Origin of the sequence: Eubacterium sp. SB2 (assembly GCF_001244405.1) — a bacterium.
In the GTDB taxonomy this organism is placed as follows: domain Bacteria; phylum Bacillota; class Clostridia; order Lachnospirales; family Lachnospiraceae; genus Faecalicatena; species Faecalicatena contortus_B.
The window spans coordinates 1,384,625-1,403,703 of the sequence record NZ_LN865153.1 but is presented as its reverse complement, the minus strand read 5'-3'; the positions used below and the strand labels follow the sequence as shown (position 1 = coordinate 1,403,703).

Sequence of the window (19,079 nt, the reverse complement as noted above, 5' to 3'; positions counted from 1 at the left end):
GGTTAGTGAAAGTTCTGATTTTTTCAGAACTTTCACTGCGAAAGGAGTAAAACAATATGGAGAAGACAAAAAAAATAGCAGGAAAAAATCAAAAGACGGCATATTTGTTTATTCTCCCATCCATGATTGTTCTGACTGTTTTTGTATTTATCCCATTGGTCTCTGCATTTGTGATAAGCATGATGAATATGGACTTATATATGAAGGACATTACATTTGCAGGTATTGGGAATTATCTGAAGATGTTTCAGGATGCCCGTGTACTCAATGCGACCAAAAATACTCTTATATTCACTGTAATAGAAGTACCTGTTCAGATATTACTGGCATTGGTTCTGACCATGTTCATGCAGAAAAACACAAAACTGCATAAGTTTCTGAGAGCATCTTTTTATATTCCATATGTCTGTTCTATGACTGCGATCAGTATCTTATGGTCTATGCTGCTAAATTCCAATTCAGGGATGCTGGCATACCTGCTTAAGAAAATAGGTATCGTGATGCCTAATTTGATGTCCGACCCCACGTATGCGATGGCTGTAATCATTATGGTCACCGTTTGGAGAAATTTTGGATATACCTTGACAATTATAACTGCTGCGACTCTGGATATTCCGTATTCCTTATATGAAGCGGCGGATCTGGATGGTGCAACAGGGCTGAAAAAGTTTCTGTATATCACGATACCTTCTATAAAGCAGACCATAGGATTTTGTGCAGTTACTACATTTATCCTTGCCTTTCAGGCTTTCGACCAAATATATGTTATGACCGGAGGCGGGCCACAGCATAAAACAGAGACATTGGTGAGTTATATTTATGACAGAGGCTTCAAAACGGAACATGATCTGGGATACGCTTCGGCAATATCTGTATACCTGTTCATTATCATAGCCATTATTACAGTTTGTATGAGGAAATATATCAGCAGAAAGGAGGAACAGGTATGAAGAAAAAAGGAAGGATATTTGGGGTGACCGGTAATGTGATTTTATGTATCGTTGCCCTTCTTGTGTTCATTCCGCTGCTGTGGCTGGTAGTTTCTTCTTTTAAGTCTGATGCAGATGTCATTAGATGGCCGCCTGCTTTTCTGCCGAAGGAATGGCTGACTTCTCAGTATGAATACGTGATAGAGGCGATTCCCATATTGAGTATGCTGAAGAATACCGTTGTTTTTGCGGGCAGCGTGACATTGGTCAGCCTGTTGTTTGATTCACTGGCAGCGTATGCTTTTGCGAGAATGGAGTTCAGAGGGAAAAACGTACTGTTCACGATTATATTATTAACGATGATGGTGCCGTTTCAGATTATTATGATTCCTTTATACATAGAAGAATACAAGCTGGGAATTCTTGACACTTTGCTGGGCCTTATACTGCCAAGGGCATCCGGCGCCTATGGGATCTATATGCTGACCTCATTTTTTTCCAGGATTCCGAAATCTTTGGAAGAAGCAGCAAGGCTGGACGGGCTGAACAACCTGCAGATTTACAGACGTATTGTAATACCGCTGTCAAAACCAGCGTTGATCAGTCTGGGAATCTATCATTTTATGAATAACTGGAATGACCTTTTGTACCCGATGATGCTGACGAGTTCAGTAGAAAACAGAACGCTGTCGGCCGGCCTGGCAGTACTTGTAGGAAGCAATTCCATCAAATATGGTCCCACATTGGCTGCGACAGTAATCTCTATCTGCCCGCTGCTATTGTTGTTTTTATTTGGACAGAGGTTTTTTATCGAAGGCATTGCTACTTCTGGAGTTAAGGAATAGGGGGAGGAAAATATGTATAAAGCAGAACTGATCATAAACAAAGACTTTCGGAAAGCAGAAATTAATCCTCTTCTATATGGTTCGTTTGTAGAACATATGGGAAGAGTGGTCTATAGCGGGATCTATGAACCGGGACACCAGGAAGCGGACGAGGACGGGTTCCGTAAAGACGTGATTTCGAAAGTGAAGGAGATGGGCGTTACCTGTGTCAGGTATCCGGGAGGGAATTTTGTATCCTGTTACAACTGGAAGGCTGGCGTGGGAAAAAAAGAGGAAAGGCCCAGGCTCAGGGAAATAGCATGGAAATCCATAGAGACAAACCAGTTTGGCACGGATGAGTTTATGGACTGGGCCAAAAAGGCAGAGATCACGCCTCTATTTGCGGTAAATCTCGGAACGAGGGGCGTGGAAAATGCAGTGTCGCTTTTGGAATACTGTAATCTGCCGGCGGGAACCCGATATAGTGACTGGAGATGTGAAAATGGCCATGAGGATCCTTATGGGATTCCGATATGGTGTCTTGGGAATGAGATGGACGGGATATGGCAGATTGGACACAAAACCCCCGAGGACTATGGAAAACTGGCGGGGCAGACAGCGCATGCCATGAAATCTCTGGACCCAAATATAAAGACAGTGGTATGCGGGAGTTCGTCAACAGATGTGGCAACGTATACAGACTGGGAAAGAATTGTATTGGAATACACTTATGAATTTGCAGATTATATTTCCCTGCACCAATATTACGGCGGACAGGAGAGAGGAACGGATGAATTCTTGTCACAGTCTGTAGAAATGGAAGAATATATTCAGACAGTCATCGGAATCTGTGATACTGTAAAAAGCAAAAAGCGGTCAGATAAAAAAATCGATATCTGTTTTGATGAATGGGGAGTTTGGGAGATTCCCGGCGGGGAAGTGGCGGATTCCGTTAATGCCAGAGACTGGGAGGTGGCGCCGGCATTCAGTGAACAGATTTACACAATGGAGGATGCTCTGCTTTTTGCAAGTATGATGATGGCCATGATTAAAAACTGTGAAAGAGTAAAAGCGGCATGTCAGTCCCTGCTTACCAACATCAGTGCCGCTATCATGACGGAACCGGGAGCCGGGGTCTGGGTACAGCCGATTTTTTACCCATTTTCTCATATGGCTGCATATGGGAGAGGCGTTCTAATGGAGAGTGTCTTAAAGGCGCCGTCTTATCGGACTAAGAAAAACAAAGAGGTTCCATATCTGGATCAGGTGGCCATCCTCAATGAAGAAGCAGATGAATTGGTTATATTTCTTGTGAACAGAAGAAACGAAGCAGCAGAATTGGATGTGAATCTGCAGGGATTCTGTGTGGAACATGAGGCGGAACATACCGTTTTATTCCATAACGATATAAAGGCGGATAACAGATGCAATCATGAAAATGTAAAGCCACTGTGCAACCGGATCGCGCTGGACGGAAATAAAAATATAGACTGTAAAATAAGGCCCTATTCTTGGAATATGATACGGGTTCAGGTGAAGCAATATGAATAGAGAAAATTATGTGACCACATTATACAATACCCCTTTTATAACGAACAGGGCAGACCCGCAGGTATACAGACATTTTGACGGAATGTATTATTTTACCGCATCTGTTCCGGAATATGACAGGATTGTATTAAGACGGGCCAATTGCCTCAAAGGCCTGGCAGAGGCGGAAGAAAAAACTTTGTGGAAACGGCATTTGTCAGGAAAACAAAGTATTCATATCTGGGCGCCGGAGCTCCATTATCTATGGGGGAAATGGTACATTTATTACGCGGCGGGCGACGTGGATGATATTTGGGCTATCAGGCCTTATGTACTTGCGTGTAAAGGCAATGATCCGTTTCTGGATGAATGGGAAGAGCTGGGACAGATGCAGGCGGCGGACGGTGATGAATTTTCATTTCAGGACTTTTCTTTGGATGCCACAATTATGGAGCACAATAATGAATACTACTATATCTGGGCCGAGAAAACGGGAACAGGAAAAAAGATTTCGAATCTGTACATTGCGGAAATGGAACGGCCAGACAAACTTGCAACTCCGCAGGTGCTGCTGTCAACACCTGATTATCAGTGGGAACGGATTGGTTTTTGGGTGAATGAAGGTCCCGCAGTCATAAAACATGATCAGATGATATATGTGGCTTATTCTGCCAGTGATACCGGTAAGGCGTATTGTATGGGATTGCTGTCTGTCCATGGATCTGAGGACATACTTGACCCTAATAATTGGAAGAAAAGCAAGAATCCGGTTTTATGTACGGATGAGGAAAAAGGGGTCTTTGGACCGGGTCACAATTCTTTTGTGAAATCAGAAGATGGAACAAAAGATATCTGCGTATTTCATGCCCGCTGTTATGATGAGATTACAGGAGATCCGTTATACGATCCGAACCGACATACAATGATGATCGAAGTGGTATGGGACGAAAACGGAAGGCCTGTATTTGATTTGGGCAAGAAGTATTTGTTGTGATATGAAGCCGCGTTGCGTTTCTTAAAAAAACTATTGACAAGCATATTAATTAGTGCTAATCTAATATAGCAATTGACTGCCGAAGACAGCAGGTGCCGTAAGGCATAAGTTTGAACCGCCTGCCGAGGAAGATCATGATTCTTAATGTGAATCATTGAGCCTCTGTGTCTTTGGACACAGGGGCTTTTATTTTTGGCAGTACACGCACAAATAAAATAAGGAGGTGTACCAGAACGTGGCAAAAGTTGAATTAAAACAACCAATCGTTGAGGCAATTTCAGAAGAGATTAAAGATGCTCAGTCAGTTGTTCTTGTTGACTACCGTGGATTGACAGTAGCTCAGGATACAGAACTTCGTAAACAGCTCAGAGAAGCAGGTATTATTTACAAAGTATACAAGAACACCATGATTAAGAGAGCGATCGAAGGAACTGAGTTCGAAGGACTTACAGATTGTCTGGAAGGACCGAGCGCTATCGCGATCTCGAAAGAAGATGCAACAGCACCGGCCAGAATCCTTTGCAAGTTTGCAAAAGATGCACAGAAACTTGAGTTAAAGGGCGGCGTAGTTGAAGGAAATGTATATGACGTAGCTGGATTGACAGAACTGTCCAAGATTCCTTCAAGAGAAGAGTTACTTTCCAAATTGCTTGGAAGTATGCAGTCCCCTATTACCAATTTTGCTCGTGTTATCAAGCAGATTGCAGAACAGGGCGGCGCAGATGCATGTGCAGCTGAAGCGGCTCCGGCAGCAGAAGAAGCTCCGGCTGAGACAGCAGAAGCTCCTGCAGAGGAAGCAGCAGAGACACCGGCTGAGTAAGCCGATCTGGATTACCTGAGATTTCAGGGAACCGAAAAGTGAGAAATTAAAATGAGGGCCAGGGAGCCCGGAAAATAATCTAAAATGGAGGATATTAAAATGGCTAAATTGACAGCAGCTGAAATGATCGAAGCGATCAAAGAGTTATCAGTATTAGAATTAAATGAATTAGTAAAAGCTTGTGAAGAAGAATTTGGTGTATCTGCAGCAGCAGGCGTTGTAGTTGCAGCAGCAGGAGACGGAGCAGGTGCAGCAGCAGAAGAGAAAGATGAGTTTGATGTAGAGCTCGTATCCGCTGGATCTTCTAAGGTTAAAGTAATCAAAGTTGTTCGTGAGATCACAGGACTTGGATTAAAAGAAGCAAAAGAATTAGTTGACGGAGCACCGAAGGTAGTGAAAGAAGCAGTTTCTAAGGCAGAAGCTGAAGAACTCAAAGCGAAACTGGAAGGTGAAGGAGCAGAAGTTAACCTGAAATAATCGGGTGCTTTTGTAACGGAAACGCTAATATACAGCCATATCTGCTTTAGTGCAGGTATGGCTGTTTTTGTGATGCAAGGTAACAGTCCGGGCTTTCATGAACTGTTACGATATAAAAAAAGTAAGGCGCGAAAAGACCTTGCCAACTATTTTTTATGCATCGCACGTAAGTGGCCAAAATACGGCCGCTAAGTGCTCGCAGCTATAAAAAATCCTCTGTGATTTTCGGATTGATTAAGGATTGACAACCTGAACTTTCAGCCCTATAATGCATATATCTAATAGAAAAGAAATACAGTGTCAGAGAAGCATTTGAGCAGGCAGGAGTAAGGGATATGAAGATAAAAAGTGAAAATAAAATAATCATTGCTATCTGTTTATTTACTGTACTGTTATTTACGGTAAGTCTGCTCGTCTCAGGGCATTCTATAACATCTGTGCAGCACAGGGAAAGTTCTGCTCCCGGTGGGGCACAGATCAGCCGTGCGAACGGTCAGCTGGCAGATTCTGCTGTATCTGACAGAGGGGCGCGGGCATCCTCTTTTTCTGTAGGCAGAGAACAGAGCCCTAATCACTGGAATCTGAAGGTAAAGGTCTATTTTGATTCTATTTTGGCTGTTTTATTCAAAATAGCTGTAATTCCATGCGTTATTTTATTAATGTTCCATTTTGTGAGGGATGTGAATACACTTCTATGGAGGATTGTATTCGGATTTGTGCATGAGCAGGATGGGAAAAAAAGAACAGGCGCTTTCTGTACAGTCTTATAATTATAGTACGAAAGGAAGCGTTAATTATTGTGAATTTCATATTGCAGGCGGGAAAAGAGTTCTTTAAGAAGCAGTCGCCGGCCCGGCTGATTACGCTGGGGTTTGCCTGTGTAATTCTTTTGGGGACCGTATTATTAAAACTGCCGGTTTCTGTCAGAGAGGGAGCCGAGGTACATTGGATCGACGCTCTGTTTACCTCCACAAGCGCTGTCTGCGTGACCGGTCTGATTGCGATTGATACGGCGGAGCATTTTACGGTTTTTGGCAGAACGGTTGTGGCGCTGCTGATACAGATCGGCGGCCTGGGCGTGACCTCTGTGGGCGTGGGCATTATACTGGCAGCAGGCAGAAAGATTGGCTTCAAAGAAAGGCTGCTGGTGAAAGAGGCACTGAACGTAAGCGGCTTTCAGGGCATGGTCATACTTGTGAAGCATGTGCTCTTTATGACACTGTGCTTCGAAGGTGTAGGAGCGGTCTTGAGTTTTCTGGTGTTTGTACAAAAATATTCACCTTTGGATGCACTGGGAATCAGCATGTTTCATTCCATAGCCGCATTTAATAACTCGGGGTTTGATATTCTGGGAGGACTGACAAACCTGATACCATATCAGGGAAACGTGCTCCTGAATCTGACAACTTGCGGACTGATTATATTCGGCGGCCTGGGATTTCTGGTCATTCTGGATGTACTGAAAAACAGAAACTTCCGGCGGCTGTCCCTTCATTCTAAAGCGGTAATCCTCACCAGCATTGTGTTGCTTGCGGTGGGGACGTTATCACTAAAGTGTACGGAAGACATAACCTGGCTGGGGGCCTTTTTTCAGAGCGTTTCTGCCAGGACAGCGGGATTCTCAACATATCCGATCGGAAGCTTTACTTCTGCGGGACTATTTATCCTGACGATACTGATGTTTATCGGAGCCTCACCGGGCTCAACCGGAGGAGGCATTAAGACAAGTACATTGTTTGTACTTCTCAATATTATTAAAAGTACGGCAACCAACCAGCACTGTACTGCGTTTAAGAGGAAAATCCCGGAAAAAGTGGTGTTTAAGGCATTTATTATTACATTGTTGTCGATGATTGTGGTTTGTGCGTCAACATTTACGATGTGTCTGCTCGAACCGGAGTACTCCTTTATGCAGCTGCTCTTTGAATGTACGTCTGCCTTTGGAACGGTAGGGCTCTCCACGGGCATTACGCCGGATTTGAGTATAGCGGGTAAGCTGGTGATCATAATGACGATGTTTATCGGAAGGCTGGGGGCGCTTACAATTGTTACAATGTGGAGCTTTAAACAACCGTCCACCGCGGTATTTACCGAGGAAAATATTACAATTGGTTAGGAGTTGAAGAGGATGTTAAAAGAAGAATTATCAGAAAGTTATGGGATTATAGGATTAGGCAGGTTCGGTACAGCGCTGGCGCAAAAACTGGCTGAAGCCGGCAGGGAAGTGATTGTGGTGGACCGGTGTGAATATAAAGTGAAGGAACTGCGGCGTTATACGGATTTTGCGTATGTTGCAGATGAACTGACGAAGGAAGTGCTGGAGGAAATCGGCATTCAAAACTGTGATACGGTTGTTGTCTGCATTGGAGAGAAGATTGACACCAGCATCCTTGTTACCCTCAACGTAGTCAATCTTGGTGTTAAGCGGGTCATTGCAAAGGCTATCAGCAGAGACCAGGGGGAGGTGCTCGAGAAGATTGGCGCCGAGGTTGTATATCCGGAGCGCGACATGGCCCTGCGCCTGGCCAAGAAAATGCTTGTAAGCAGTGTGATGGATTCGATTACACTGGACAATAATGTTGAGATATCGGAAGTTATGGTGCCGACGAGGGTGATAGGAAAAAGCCTGGAGGAGACACGGTTCAGACAGAAAACCGGGCTGAATATTATTGCCATCCAACATAAAGGAATAACCGAGACGGAGATCAGTCCCGGGTATATATTTGCAGAAGGCGATATCCTTGTTGTCATTGGAAAATCAGAGAACGTCAGCAGATATGAGGGCAGCCTGCTGGCGTAGAAAGGTGGATTTTGTATGCGGAAAACAAAAATTATCTGTACCTTGGGACCGGCCACTGACCGGGAAGGGGTTCTGGAACAGCTGGCCAAAGAAGGTATGGATGTGGCGAGATTCAATTTCTCTCACGGGAACTATGAGGAACAGAAAAAACGTCTGGATGAGCTGAAGGCAGTCCGGCAGCGGCTGGATAAGCCGATCGCCGCTCTTTTGGATACAAAGGGACCGGAGATCCGGCTCTGCAGGTTTAAAGAGGGCAGAGTGGAGCTGCAGGAAGGGCAGGAGTTTCTTCTGACACCGGAAGAGATAGAGGGCACACAGGAGGCGGTATCGGTTACTTATGCGGATCTGTATAAAGATGTAAAACCAGGGGACAGCATTCTGATAGATGACGGACTGGTGGGGCTGGTCGTGGAGCGGATCGAAGGCAGCTCTGTAATCTGCAGGGTCGTGAATGGAGGCGTGATCTCTGACCATAAGGGCGTGAATCTTCCGGGAGTCAGTGTAAATATGCCTTTTATCAGTCAGAAGGACCGGGAGGATATTCTGTTTGGGATTCGGGAAGGGTTTGATTTTATTGCCGCATCCTTTACTCGTTCTGCGGAAGATGTAAATGAGATCAGGCAGATTCTGGACGAAAACGGAGGTGAATTTATTAATATTATCGCCAAGATTGAGAATCAGCAGGGTGTGGACAATATCGACAGCATTATTGAGGCGGCCGACGGCATCATGATTGCCCGGGGAGATATGGGAGTAGAGATACCGCTGGAGGAAGTTCCTGTGATACAGAAGGCTGTCATCGGAAAGGTGTACAACGCAGGGAAGCAGGTGATCACGGCCACGCAGATGCTGGATTCTATGATGAAAAATCCGCGGCCCACCAGGGCGGAGACGACCGACGTTGCAAATGCAATTTATCAGGGGACAAGTGCAATTATGCTGTCCGGGGAGACGGCAGCCGGACGCTACCCTGTGGAAGCGCTGCGCACGATGGTGAAGATCGCGGTGCGGACGGAAAGTGACATCGATTATAATCAGCTGTTCAGCATACGCGGCAGGGAGAGCAGGACAGATATGACGACAGCCATTTCACATGCCACTTGTATGACAGCAATTGACCTGCGGGCTAAGGCAATTATAACAGTGAGCAAGTCCGGGCGTACGGCGCGTATGATATCAAAGTACCGTCCGGGGTGCATGATTGTAGGGTGTTCACCGGATGAGCATACGTGCCGCCAGCTGAACCTGTCATGGGGTGTCCTGCCGGTGCATATCCGGGAGGAGTATAGTATGGAAATTCTGTTTTTGCATGCCACCGAGGCCGCAGAGAAAAAGGGCTATGTAGAAAACGGGGAAATAGTTGTGCTGACAGCAGGAGTACCTTTGGGTAAATCCGGAAACACCAACCTGCTGAAAACTACATTAGTCGGCGAATATTAGCGGTTTTATATAATTACGGTAAAAAGCCTCATTTATAAAGCGGAAGGTAAGCTTTATGAATGAGGTATTTTTATGTGTCTGGGTATACTATAAATGAAGGTTGTACACATACAACTTTTAAAATTATATGCACAGAATACAAAAAAACAGGAGTAGTTGTATGTACATTTATGAAAGACTCCGTCTTGAATTTAAAAAAAATATATAATAAAGTTATAATATAACCAAAGGATATATAGAATACATGTCTCTATGGGGAAGCCCTGAAAGCAAAGCCGTAAACAAGGTATATCCAGAGAGCCCCCTAATAACAGGCTCCTGGGTGGGAGAGAAATTAAAGGGGACGCAGACAACAAGAGTGCTCAATAAGGGAAGGGAGGGAACCTATGGCTGAGGAGAAGGCAAAATACGAAGAGATTGCAGATTGTATTATGCGTGAACTGGATGAGGGAAAGCGAAAGCCGGGGGAACGGATTTATTCCGAAAATGAACTGGTTTCGCTTTTTCAGGTGAGCAGGCAGACGGCAAGGCATGCGGTATCTGTCCTGGAGGCCCGGGGGGTAGTGAAAAGGGTCAGAGGAAGTGGGACTTATATAAAAGGGCAGGAAAAACGGGGGGAGAAAAAGCGCAGCAGAACCATGCGGATTGCTGTTATGACAACTTATGTAGACGAGTACATTTTCCCCAGCATGCTGCGGGAGATGGAGTCCAAATTGTCCCGCGAAGGCTATACGCTGCAGATCTCATTTACCTATAATGCGGTAGAAAAAGAGCGGATGATATTGAAAGGTTTTCTGCGGGAAGATTCTGTGGATGGAATTATTGCAGAACCTACCAAAAGCGGTCTGCCGAACCCTAATCTGGACATTTACCGGGAATTGGAGAAGAGAGAAATACCGGTTTTATTTTTGAATAGTTACTATCCGGAACTGCAGGGAGTGCATGTGAGCCTGGACGATTATCTTGCCGGGCGGATGGTGACGGAGCATCTTCTGCAGTGCGGTCACAGACAGATCGCGGGAATATTTAAATCCGATGACGGGCAGGGGCACAAGCGTTACGCGGGCTATGTGGATGCCCTGATGGCGGGAGATATTAAGGTAAAGAGCGAGCGGATTGCATGGATAGATACTTGTGAACTGAAGGAGATGCAGGAGGATCAGGGCAGGTACCTGCGGAGGCTCAAGGGATGTACGGCCTGTGTCTGCTACAACGACGAGGTGGCCAATCAGCTGGTGGGGATCTGTAAGGGTGCAGGCATTCGGATTCCGGAGGATCTTTCCATTGTAGGGATTGACAATTCAGAGCTGGCCGGACGCTGTGAAATCCCTTTTACCTCGGCCCAGAATCCCGTAAAAGAACTTGCAGGCCTGGCGGCATCCAGAATGCTCATAATGCTGGATGGCGGGGAAGAAATAGAAAGCGTAGAACTGAAGCCGGAAATGATCATCCGAAAGTCGGTGCGCATTCTTTCTGAACCGGGGGAGCAGTGCTATCGGTAATTTATGTCTGCTTAAGCGGCAGTTAATTATTATATGATGTATTAGGAGGAATAAAGATGCTAGAAAAACTGAAACAGGAAGTCTATGAGGCAAACATGCAGCTTCCGAAATATGGCCTGGTGACATTCACCTGGGGAAACGTAAGCGGCCTGGACAAGGAAACCGGGAGGTTTGTCATCAAGCCGAGCGGCGTGGACTATGACAGACTTACCCCGGAAGATATGGTAGTCATGGATCTGGAAGGCAACAAAATAGAGGGGACATATAACCCGTCTTCGGATACCCCGACCCATCTGGAGTTATACCGTGCATTTCCGGATATAGGAGGAATCGTACATACCCATTCCGCCTGGGCGACAAGTTGGGCGCAGGCAGGCCGGGGAATCCCCTGTTACGGCACCACCCATGCCGATTATATGTACGGTGAAATACCATGTGTCAGAAACCTGACAAAAGAAGAAATCGATGAGGCATATGAAAAAAACACGGGAGTCCTGATTGCAGATTATTTCAAAGAAAAAGATTATCTTTCTATGCCGGCTGTACTCTGCAAAAACCACGGTCCTTTCACCTGGGGGAAGGATGCCTGCGAAGCGGTGCATAACGCGGTGGTGCTGGAGGAGGTGGCCAAGATGGCAGCCAGAAGCGAGATGATAAATCCACAGGTTCTGCCGGCACCGCAGGAGCTGCAGGACAAACACTATTACAGAAAACATGGGGCGGACGCCTACTACGGACAATAATTTGAGAATATTCTGAAAACGGAGTGCAAGGGGGTCAGACCCCTCTGCAGAGGGATCTGCCCCCCTTGCGCTCCCCTTACGGGTAACTTTACGTATACTTATGAAATGGAGGTATTATCATGAAACAAAAACAGTACAAATTTTGGTTTTGCACGGGATCACAGGATTTATACGGGGACGAATGTCTGGCGCATGTGGCGGAGCATTCCAGGCAGATTGTGGAGGCGCTGAATGCGTCCGGGGAAATTCCGTACGAAATAGTATGGAAACCAACGCTTATTACGAACGAGCTGATCAGAAAGACGTTCAATGAGGCAAATACGGATGAAACCTGTGCAGGGGTCATTACATGGATGCATACGTTCTCACCGGCCAAGTCCTGGATTCTGGGGCTGCAGGAGTACAGAAAGCCGCTGCTTCATCTGCACACACAGTTTAATCAGGAAATCCCCTATGATACGATAGACATGGACTTTATGAATGAGAACCAATCGGCACATGGAGACCGGGAATACGGCCATATTTTCAGCCGGTTGGAAATGGAACGTAAAGTAGTTGTTGGTTTCTGGGGCGATAAAGCGGTACAGGCGAAGATCGGTTCATGGATGCGCACGGGTGTGGGCGTGATCGAGAGCAGCCATGTACGTGTTATGCGCATAGCCGATAATATGCGGAACGTGGCAGTTACAGAGGGCGATAAAGTAGAAGCCCAGATCAAGTTCGGCTGGGAAGTAGATGCTTATCCGGTGAATGAGATCGCAGAAGCAGTGGCTCAGGTTTCCAGAGGGGATATCGATGCACTGGTAGAAGAATATTACGATAAATATGAAATCCTTCTTGAGGGAAGGGATGAAAAGGAATTTCGGGAGCATGTGGCAGTGCAGGCCGGGATTGAGATCGGTTTCGAACGGTTTTTAACAGAGAAAAATTATCAGGCAATCGTAACCCATTTTGGAGATCTCGGCAGCCTGAAACAGCTTCCCGGTCTAGCGATTCAGAGATTGATGGAAAAAGGCTATGGATTCGGCGGGGAGGGAGACTGGAAAACCGCAGCCATGGTTCGCATTATGAAGATCATGACCCAGGGAATCAAAGATGCCAAGGGAACTTCTTTTATGGAGGACTATACCTACAATTTAGTGCCTGGAAAAGAAGGGATTCTGCAGGCACATATGCTGGAGGTTTGCCCATCCATCGCAGACGGGCCGATCAGTATCAAGGCGCAGCCGCTGAGCATGGGAGACAGGGAAGACCCTGCACGTCTTGTGTTCACCGCCAAAGAAGGGCCGGCCGTTGCAACGTCTTTGATTGATCTGGGGGATCGGTTCCGTCTGATTATCAATACGGTTGATTGTAAAAAGACAGAGAAACCAATGCCGAAACTTCCGGTTGCAACTGCATTCTGGACTCCGCAGCCGAATCTGCAGACGGGAGCGGAGGCGTGGATTCTGGCAGGCGGTGCGCATCACACCGCATTCTCCTATGACCTGACGGCAGAACAGATGGGGGACTGGGCAGCAGCCATGGGGATCGAGGCTGTATATATCGATCATGAAACAACAATCCGCCAGTTTAAGAACGAATTGAGGTGGAACGCTCTCGCGTTCAGGAAGTAGCAGAGTTTACCACCTGACAGCAGGCCAGAGTAAAGGAAGAATAAGAAAGACCGGGGCAGCCTGGCAGTATGACAAGAAGTCTTTATGATTTCATGTAATGCCGCCATACTGCCCCGGTTTTTCTGATTTTAAGCGCGGGAAGAAGGGAGGGGGGCCTTTTAGATCTAAATCTAATATGGTATAATTAGGAAACAGTCAGTAATCGGGGAGGATGCAATGGAACACAAGAAATGGGATGCGGTTGATTTGGCCCGGGAGCTGGTGCAAAAAGAGAGTACGAATCCGGGCACATATGAAGAAGCAGTAAGCAGATTGATCGAACGGTATCTGGTATGTGCGGGAGTACAGCCGGAAAATTCTGAGGTGCTGCCAGGGCGGCGGAACATAAGGGCAGTTCTTCCGGGAAAGGTCTCCCACCCGGCGCTGGTTTTTATCTGCCATATGGATACGGTTGTGGAAGGCTCCGGATGGGATAAGGAGGCATTTTCAGGGGAGATAAAAGACGGAAAACTTTTTGGCCGGGGAAGCTGTGACATGAAAGGCGGGTTGGCCTGTGCGCTGTCTGTTTTTGCGGAAACAGCGGCCAAGATCCGTGATAAGACCCTGGAGCTGGAATACCCTCTGGTATTTATCGGAACGGTGGATGAGGAAGGGGATATGCGGGGCGTTGAACAGGCGGTTGCTGACGGCTGGGTGACGGCAGAGGACTGGGTCGTGGACATGGAGCCTACGGATGGCAGGATTCAGATGGCGCACAAAGGGCGCACCTGGTTCGAACTGGAGATGCAGGGAATGACTGCCCATGCCAGCATGCCCGAAGCGGGTGCAGACGCAATCGCGGGTCTGGCATTTGTGATTACTTATATAAGAAAGAAAATAGCAGAGTGCCCGGTTCATCCGGAGCTGGGACGCTCAACTGTAACCTTCGGGCAGATCCGGGGAGGGTACAGCCCCTATGTAGTTCCGGATCAGTGCATGGCAACGGTTGATATGCGCCTCGTTCCCCCGGTGGATACGAAAAAGGCGGAGAAGATCGTAAGAGAGGCCGTTGCGTATGGCGAACAGCAGGTCCCGGGAGTTAAGGGAAGCTATACGGTAACCGGTGACCGGCCTTCTATAGAAACACACCCAGATTCTGTACTTCTGGGGGAACTGAAACGCGCTGCAGAAGAGGTGACGGGAAAAACCGTGCAAATCACTCCATTTCCCGGTTACACAGATACCGCTGTAATCGCCGGAGTACTGGAAAACACCGAATGTATGTCCTATGGACCTGGCAGTCTCAGGCAGGCTCATAAGCCGAATGAATTCGTTATTACCACAGAAATCGACAGATGTCAAGAGGTTTTTCGTAAATTAGTAAGAAATATGTTGACAATGAAAAGAGCTTTGTGATATAGTAGAAAATGCGCTATTGTGGAAAGGTATGCCATTGTAGTGACTGTCTTTACGTCACAGGGCTCTTTTCCTGATTAAGAGAACTAACGAAGGGCGACTCGTAGCCCGCCAAAAAATATATGAGGAGTGAAACGTCAATGGAGAAAAACAGAATTCGTCCCATCACAAACGGAAAAAGTTCACGCATGAGCTATTCCAGACAAAAAGAAGTATTAGAGATGCCGAATCTAATCGAAGTCCAGAAAGACTCGTACCAGTGGTTTCTGGATGAAGGACTGAAAGAGGTGTTTGACGATATTTCCCCGATCTCTGACTTCAGCGGTCATCTGAGTCTGGAATTTGTCGATTTTACGCTTTGCGAGGATGACGTAAAGTATACCATCGAAGAGTGTAAAGAACGTGATGCAACATACGCTGCGCCTTTGAAAGTCAGAGTACGGCTCTACAACAAAGACAACGATGAGATAAACGAGCATGAAATATTTATGGGAGATCTTCCGCTTATGACGAAGACCGGCACCTTTGTAATCAACGGTGCGGAACGTGTAATCGTAAGCCAGCTGGTTCGTTCCCCGGGTATCTATTACGGGATTGCCCACGATAAACTGGGAAAAGAACTTTATTCCGCAACAGTCATCCCAAACCGTGGTGCATGGCTTGAATATGAGACAGACTCCAATGACGTTTTTTATGTACGTGTAGATAGAACGAGAAAGGTGCCGATCACTGTGCTGATCCGTGCACTGGGTATCGGAACAAATGCAGAAATCATCGACCTGTTTGGTGAAGAGCCAAAGATCCTTGCAAGTTTTGGCAAAGATACAGCCGAGAACTATCAGGAAGGTTTATTAGAGTTATATAAAAAGATAAGACCAGGCGAACCACTTGCAGTGGACAGCGCAGAAAGCCTGATCACCAGTATGTTCTTCGATCCAAGACGTTATGACCTCGCAAAGGTTGGACGCTACAAGTTCAACAAGAAACTGGCGCTCAAGAACCGTGTCAAGGGACAGAGAGTGGCAGAAGATGTAGTAAGCCCTCTGACCGGGGAGATCGTTGCGGAAAAGGGAACGGTCATCACAAGGGAACTTGCCGATACCATACAGAATGCAGCTGTACCTTATCTGTGGGTAGAAGGAGAAGAAGAGTCACGTAACATTAAGATTCTTTCTAATATGATGGTAGACCTTCAGGCAATCGTAGACATTGATCCAAGAGAAGCCGGCGTTACAGAACAGGTATACTATCCTGTACTGGAGGGGCTCCTGGAGGAGAGCGGCGGAGACATCGAGGAATTAAAGCACTTAATCCGCAGAGATATCCACGATCTGATTCCAAAGCATATCACAAAGGAAGACATTTTAGCTTCTATTAACTATAACATTCACCTGGAGTACAGAATGGGAAATGACGACGACATCGACCATCTGGGCAACAGACGTATCCGTGCGGTAGGAGAACTCCTCCAGAACCAGTACAGAATCGGTCTGTCCAGGCTGGAGAGAGTAGTCCGCGAGAGGATGACCACACAGGACCAGGAAGGAATTTCTCCGCAGTCACTGATCAATATCAAGCCGGTAACCGCAGCTGTAAAAGAGTTCTTTGGTTCTTCCCAGCTGTCACAGTTCATGGACCAGAATAACCCGCTCGGTGAGCTGACACACAAGAGACGTCTGTCCGCATTGGGACCGGGAGGTCTGTCAAGAGACCGTGCCGGATTCGAGGTGCGGGACGTTCACTATTCCCATTATGGAAGAATGTGTCCGATTGAGACCCCTGAAGGTCCTAACATTGGTCTGATCAACTCCCTTGCAACTTATGCAAGGATCAATGAGTATGGATTCATCGAGGCTCCGTACCGCAAGATAGATAAGGAAAATCCGGAGAATCCGATCGTCACGGAAGAGGTAGTCTACATGACGGCGGATGAGGAAGACAATTACCATGTGGCACAGGCCAATGAGCCTCTGGATAAGGAAGGCCACTTCATCCACAGAAATGTATCCGGACGTTACCGAGAGGAGACACAGGAGTACGAGAGAAGCAAGTTTGATTTCATGGACGTTTCCCCGAAGATGGTGTTCTCCGTAGCGACAGCATTGATTCCTTTCCTGGAAAATGACGATGCCAACCGTGCGCTGATGGGATCCAACATGCAGCGTCAGGCGGTGCCGCTTCTTACCACGGAGGCTCCGGTTGTCGGAACAGGTATGGAAGTAAAGGCCGCAGTAGACTCCGGTGTCTGCATCGTTGCAGAAAAGGCCGGTGTCATTGAGCGTTCCACATCGACGGATATCACAATCCGCCACGATGACGGAACCAAGAAGACCTATAAACTGACCAAGTTTTTAAGAAGTAACCAGAGCAACTGCTACAACCAGAGACCGATCGTAGACAAAGGTGAGAGGGTGGAGGAAGGACAAGTAATTGCAGACGGTCCGTCCACTTCCAACGGTGAGATGGCTCTTGGAAAGAACCCGCTGATCGGATTCATGACCTGGGAAGGTTACAACTATGAGGATGCCGTACTGCTGAGCGAAAGGCTTGTGCAGGACGACGTGTATACTTCCGTGCATATTGAAGAATATGAGGCGGAGGCCCGTGATACAAAGCTGGGGCCGGAAGAGATCACAAGAGATATTCCGGGTGTCGGCGATGACGCGCTGAAAGACCTGGATGAGCGGGGAATCATCCGCATTGGTGCGGAAGTGCGTGCAGGGGATATTCTGGTCGGCAAGGTAACTCCGAAGGGAGAGACAGAGCTGACAGCAGAAGAGAGACTGCTGCGTGCGATTTTCGGTGAGAAAGCCCGCGAAGTAAGAGACACTTCCCTGAAGGTGCCTCATGGTGAATATGGTATCATCGTGGATGCCAAAGTATTTACAAGAGAAAACGGCGATGAACTGTCTCCTGGTGTTAATCAGGCAGTACGTATCTATATCGCACAAAAGAGAAAGATTTCCGTCGGGGATAAGATGGCCGGACGTCATGGTAACAAGGGTGTTGTTTCCCGTGTGCTGCCGGCAGAGGATATGCCTTACCTGCCGAACGGACGGCCGCTGGATATTGTGCTGAATCCGCTGGGCGTGCCTTCCCGTATGAACATCGGACAGGTACTTGAGATTCATTTGAGTCTTGCCGCTAAGGCGCTTGGATTCAATATTTCCACACCGGTATTCGACGGGGCGAACGAGATCGACATTATGGACACCCTGGATCTGGCAAATGACTATGTCAATCTGGAGTGGGAAGAATTTGCTGCTAAGCACGGCGACGAACTGCTTCCGGAAGTGCTGGAATATCTTTCAGATAACAGAGAGCACAGAAAGCTGTGGAAGGGAGTTCCGCTGACACGCGACGGTAAAGTGCGCCTGCGCGATGGCCGTACGGGAGAGTTTTTCGACAGTCCGGTTACCATCGGGCACATGCATTACCTGAAGCTGCATCATCTGGTAGACGACAAGATCCATGCACGTTCTACCGGCCCTTACTCACTGGTTACACAGCAGCCTTTGGGCGGTAAGGCACAGTTCGGCGGACAGCGTTTCGGAGAGATGGAGGTATGGGCCCTGGAGGCATACGGTGCATCCTATACTCTGCAGGAGATCCTGACCGTGAAGTCCGATGATGTTGTCGGACGTGTGAAGACGTATGAAGCCATCATTAAGGGCGAGAACATCCCGGAACCAGGCATACCGGAGTCCTTCAAAGTACTTTTAAAAGAGCTCCAGTCACTGGCGCTGGATGTACGCGTGCTGCGGGATGACAATACAGAAGTTGAGATTATGGAAACCGTGGATTATGGCGAGACTGATCTGCATTCTATTATCGAAGGCGACAGAAAATACCGTGATGAAAACGAACCTTACGGGGAGCATGGATTTACGGAGCAGGAGTTTGTTGGAGAAGAACTTGAGGACGTGGAACCTGAAGAAGACGACTTTGACGATGACGCCGATGTCGAATTAGATGAGTTTGTGGATGACGAAGAATAGGAGGAGCCATT

General features: G+C 47.2%; 15 protein-coding genes and 1 other annotated feature. All 15 genes read left to right on the top strand.

The features are described from left to right. Window positions 1–56: 56 nt before the first annotated feature. The 15 genes from BN1938_RS18595 (at window position 57) to BN1938_RS18525 (ending at window position 19,068) form a co-directional block, all read left to right on the top strand. Window positions 57–950: a carbohydrate ABC transporter permease gene (locus BN1938_RS18595; RefSeq protein ID WP_050641963.1), complete on the top strand. Its 894-nt coding sequence runs from the start codon at window positions 57–59 to the stop codon at window positions 948–950. Further along, on the top strand, window positions 947–1,774 hold the full coding sequence (locus BN1938_RS18590; RefSeq protein WP_050641962.1) for a carbohydrate ABC transporter permease: 828 nt from the start codon (window positions 947–949) through the stop codon (window positions 1,772–1,774). The genes BN1938_RS18595 and BN1938_RS18590 overlap by 4 nt, the downstream gene beginning before the upstream one ends. Window positions 1,775–1,786: 12 nt before the next feature. Further along, window positions 1,787–3,304, top strand: a complete 1,518-nt coding sequence (locus BN1938_RS18585; protein ID WP_050641961.1) for an arabinosylfuranosidase ArfA — start codon at window positions 1,787–1,789, stop codon at window positions 3,302–3,304. Continuing rightward, window positions 3,297–4,277, top strand: coding sequence for a glycoside hydrolase family 43 protein (locus BN1938_RS18580; RefSeq protein WP_050641960.1), 981 nt, complete (start codon window positions 3,297–3,299; stop codon window positions 4,275–4,277). Before BN1938_RS18585 ends, BN1938_RS18580 begins: the two co-directional genes overlap by 8 nt. Window positions 4,278–4,338: 61 nt before the next feature. Beyond that, window positions 4,339–4,476 (top strand) — a sequence feature (ribosomal protein L10 leader region). Window positions 4,477–4,512: 36 nt separating this feature from the next. Next, window positions 4,513–5,097, top strand: coding sequence for a 50S ribosomal protein L10 (gene rplJ, locus BN1938_RS18575; RefSeq protein ID WP_025654513.1), 585 nt, complete (start codon window positions 4,513–4,515; stop codon window positions 5,095–5,097). Between the two features lie 108 nt (window positions 5,098–5,205). Next, window positions 5,206–5,574 carry a 50S ribosomal protein L7/L12 gene (gene rplL, locus BN1938_RS18570; RefSeq protein WP_173005675.1) on the top strand — a complete coding sequence of 123 codons (369 nt, stop codon included), beginning with the start codon at window positions 5,206–5,208 and terminating at the stop codon, window positions 5,572–5,574. A gap of 335 nt (window positions 5,575–5,909) precedes the next feature. Beyond that, window positions 5,910–6,344, top strand: a complete 435-nt coding sequence (locus tag BN1938_RS18565) for a hypothetical protein (protein ID WP_050641959.1) — start codon at window positions 5,910–5,912, stop codon at window positions 6,342–6,344. Window positions 6,345–6,373: 29 nt separating this feature from the next. Continuing rightward, entirely contained in the window at window positions 6,374–7,690 is a 1,317-nt protein-coding gene (locus BN1938_RS18560; RefSeq protein WP_087148807.1) for a TrkH family potassium uptake protein, read from the top strand. A 12-nt stretch (window positions 7,691–7,702) separates the two neighbouring features. Beyond that, window positions 7,703–8,374: a potassium channel family protein gene (locus BN1938_RS18555; protein ID WP_050641958.1), complete on the top strand. Its 672-nt coding sequence runs from the start codon at window positions 7,703–7,705 to the stop codon at window positions 8,372–8,374. Window positions 8,375–8,389: 15 nt separating this feature from the next. Next, window positions 8,390–9,814 carry a pyruvate kinase gene (gene pyk, locus BN1938_RS18550; RefSeq protein ID WP_050641957.1) on the top strand — a complete coding sequence of 475 codons (1,425 nt, stop codon included), beginning with the start codon at window positions 8,390–8,392 and terminating at the stop codon, window positions 9,812–9,814. Between the two features lie 386 nt (window positions 9,815–10,200). After that, on the top strand, window positions 10,201–11,316 hold the full coding sequence (locus tag BN1938_RS18545) for a GntR family transcriptional regulator (protein WP_050641956.1): 1,116 nt from the start codon (window positions 10,201–10,203) through the stop codon (window positions 11,314–11,316). Window positions 11,317–11,372: 56 nt separating this feature from the next. Next, window positions 11,373–12,059, top strand: a complete 687-nt coding sequence (locus BN1938_RS18540) for an L-ribulose-5-phosphate 4-epimerase (RefSeq protein WP_050641955.1) — start codon at window positions 11,373–11,375, stop codon at window positions 12,057–12,059. A gap of 119 nt (window positions 12,060–12,178) precedes the next feature. Then, window positions 12,179–13,675: an L-arabinose isomerase gene (gene araA, locus BN1938_RS18535; RefSeq protein WP_050641954.1), complete on the top strand. Its 1,497-nt coding sequence runs from the start codon at window positions 12,179–12,181 to the stop codon at window positions 13,673–13,675. A 216-nt stretch (window positions 13,676–13,891) separates the two neighbouring features. Further along, window positions 13,892–15,070, top strand: coding sequence for a M20 family metallopeptidase (locus BN1938_RS18530; RefSeq protein ID WP_050641953.1), 1,179 nt, complete (start codon window positions 13,892–13,894; stop codon window positions 15,068–15,070). A 140-nt stretch (window positions 15,071–15,210) separates the two neighbouring features. Then, complete coding sequence (locus tag BN1938_RS18525; RefSeq protein ID WP_050641952.1) at window positions 15,211–19,068, top strand: DNA-directed RNA polymerase subunit beta; 3,858 nt, start codon at window positions 15,211–15,213, stop codon at window positions 19,066–19,068. Window positions 19,069–19,079: the final 11 nt, after the last annotated feature.

Excerpts from the sequence above, each read along its gene's own strand:
- BN1938_RS18595 (WP_050641963.1), top strand. The coding sequence starts at position 57 with ATGGAGAAGACAAAAAAAATAGCAGGAAAAAATCAAAAGACGGCATAT.
- BN1938_RS18530 (WP_050641953.1), top strand. The coding sequence starts at position 13,892 with ATGGAACACAAGAAATGGGATGCGGTTGATTTGGCCCGGGAGCTGGTG.
- BN1938_RS18540 (WP_050641955.1), top strand. The coding sequence starts at position 11,373 with ATGCTAGAAAAACTGAAACAGGAAGTCTATGAGGCAAACATGCAGCTT.
- BN1938_RS18585 (WP_050641961.1), top strand. The coding sequence starts at position 1,787 with ATGTATAAAGCAGAACTGATCATAAACAAAGACTTTCGGAAAGCAGAA.
- BN1938_RS18555 (WP_050641958.1), top strand. The coding sequence starts at position 7,703 with ATGTTAAAAGAAGAATTATCAGAAAGTTATGGGATTATAGGATTAGGC.
- BN1938_RS18525 (WP_050641952.1), top strand. The coding sequence starts at position 15,211 with ATGGAGAAAAACAGAATTCGTCCCATCACAAACGGAAAAAGTTCACGC.
- BN1938_RS18590 (WP_050641962.1), top strand. The coding sequence starts at position 947 with ATGAAGAAAAAAGGAAGGATATTTGGGGTGACCGGTAATGTGATTTTA.
- BN1938_RS18565 (WP_050641959.1), top strand. The coding sequence starts at position 5,910 with ATGAAGATAAAAAGTGAAAATAAAATAATCATTGCTATCTGTTTATTT.
- araA (WP_050641954.1), top strand. The coding sequence starts at position 12,179 with ATGAAACAAAAACAGTACAAATTTTGGTTTTGCACGGGATCACAGGAT.
- BN1938_RS18545 (WP_050641956.1), top strand. The coding sequence starts at position 10,201 with ATGGCTGAGGAGAAGGCAAAATACGAAGAGATTGCAGATTGTATTATG.
- pyk (WP_050641957.1), top strand. The coding sequence starts at position 8,390 with ATGCGGAAAACAAAAATTATCTGTACCTTGGGACCGGCCACTGACCGG.
- BN1938_RS18580 (WP_050641960.1), top strand. The coding sequence starts at position 3,297 with ATGAATAGAGAAAATTATGTGACCACATTATACAATACCCCTTTTATA.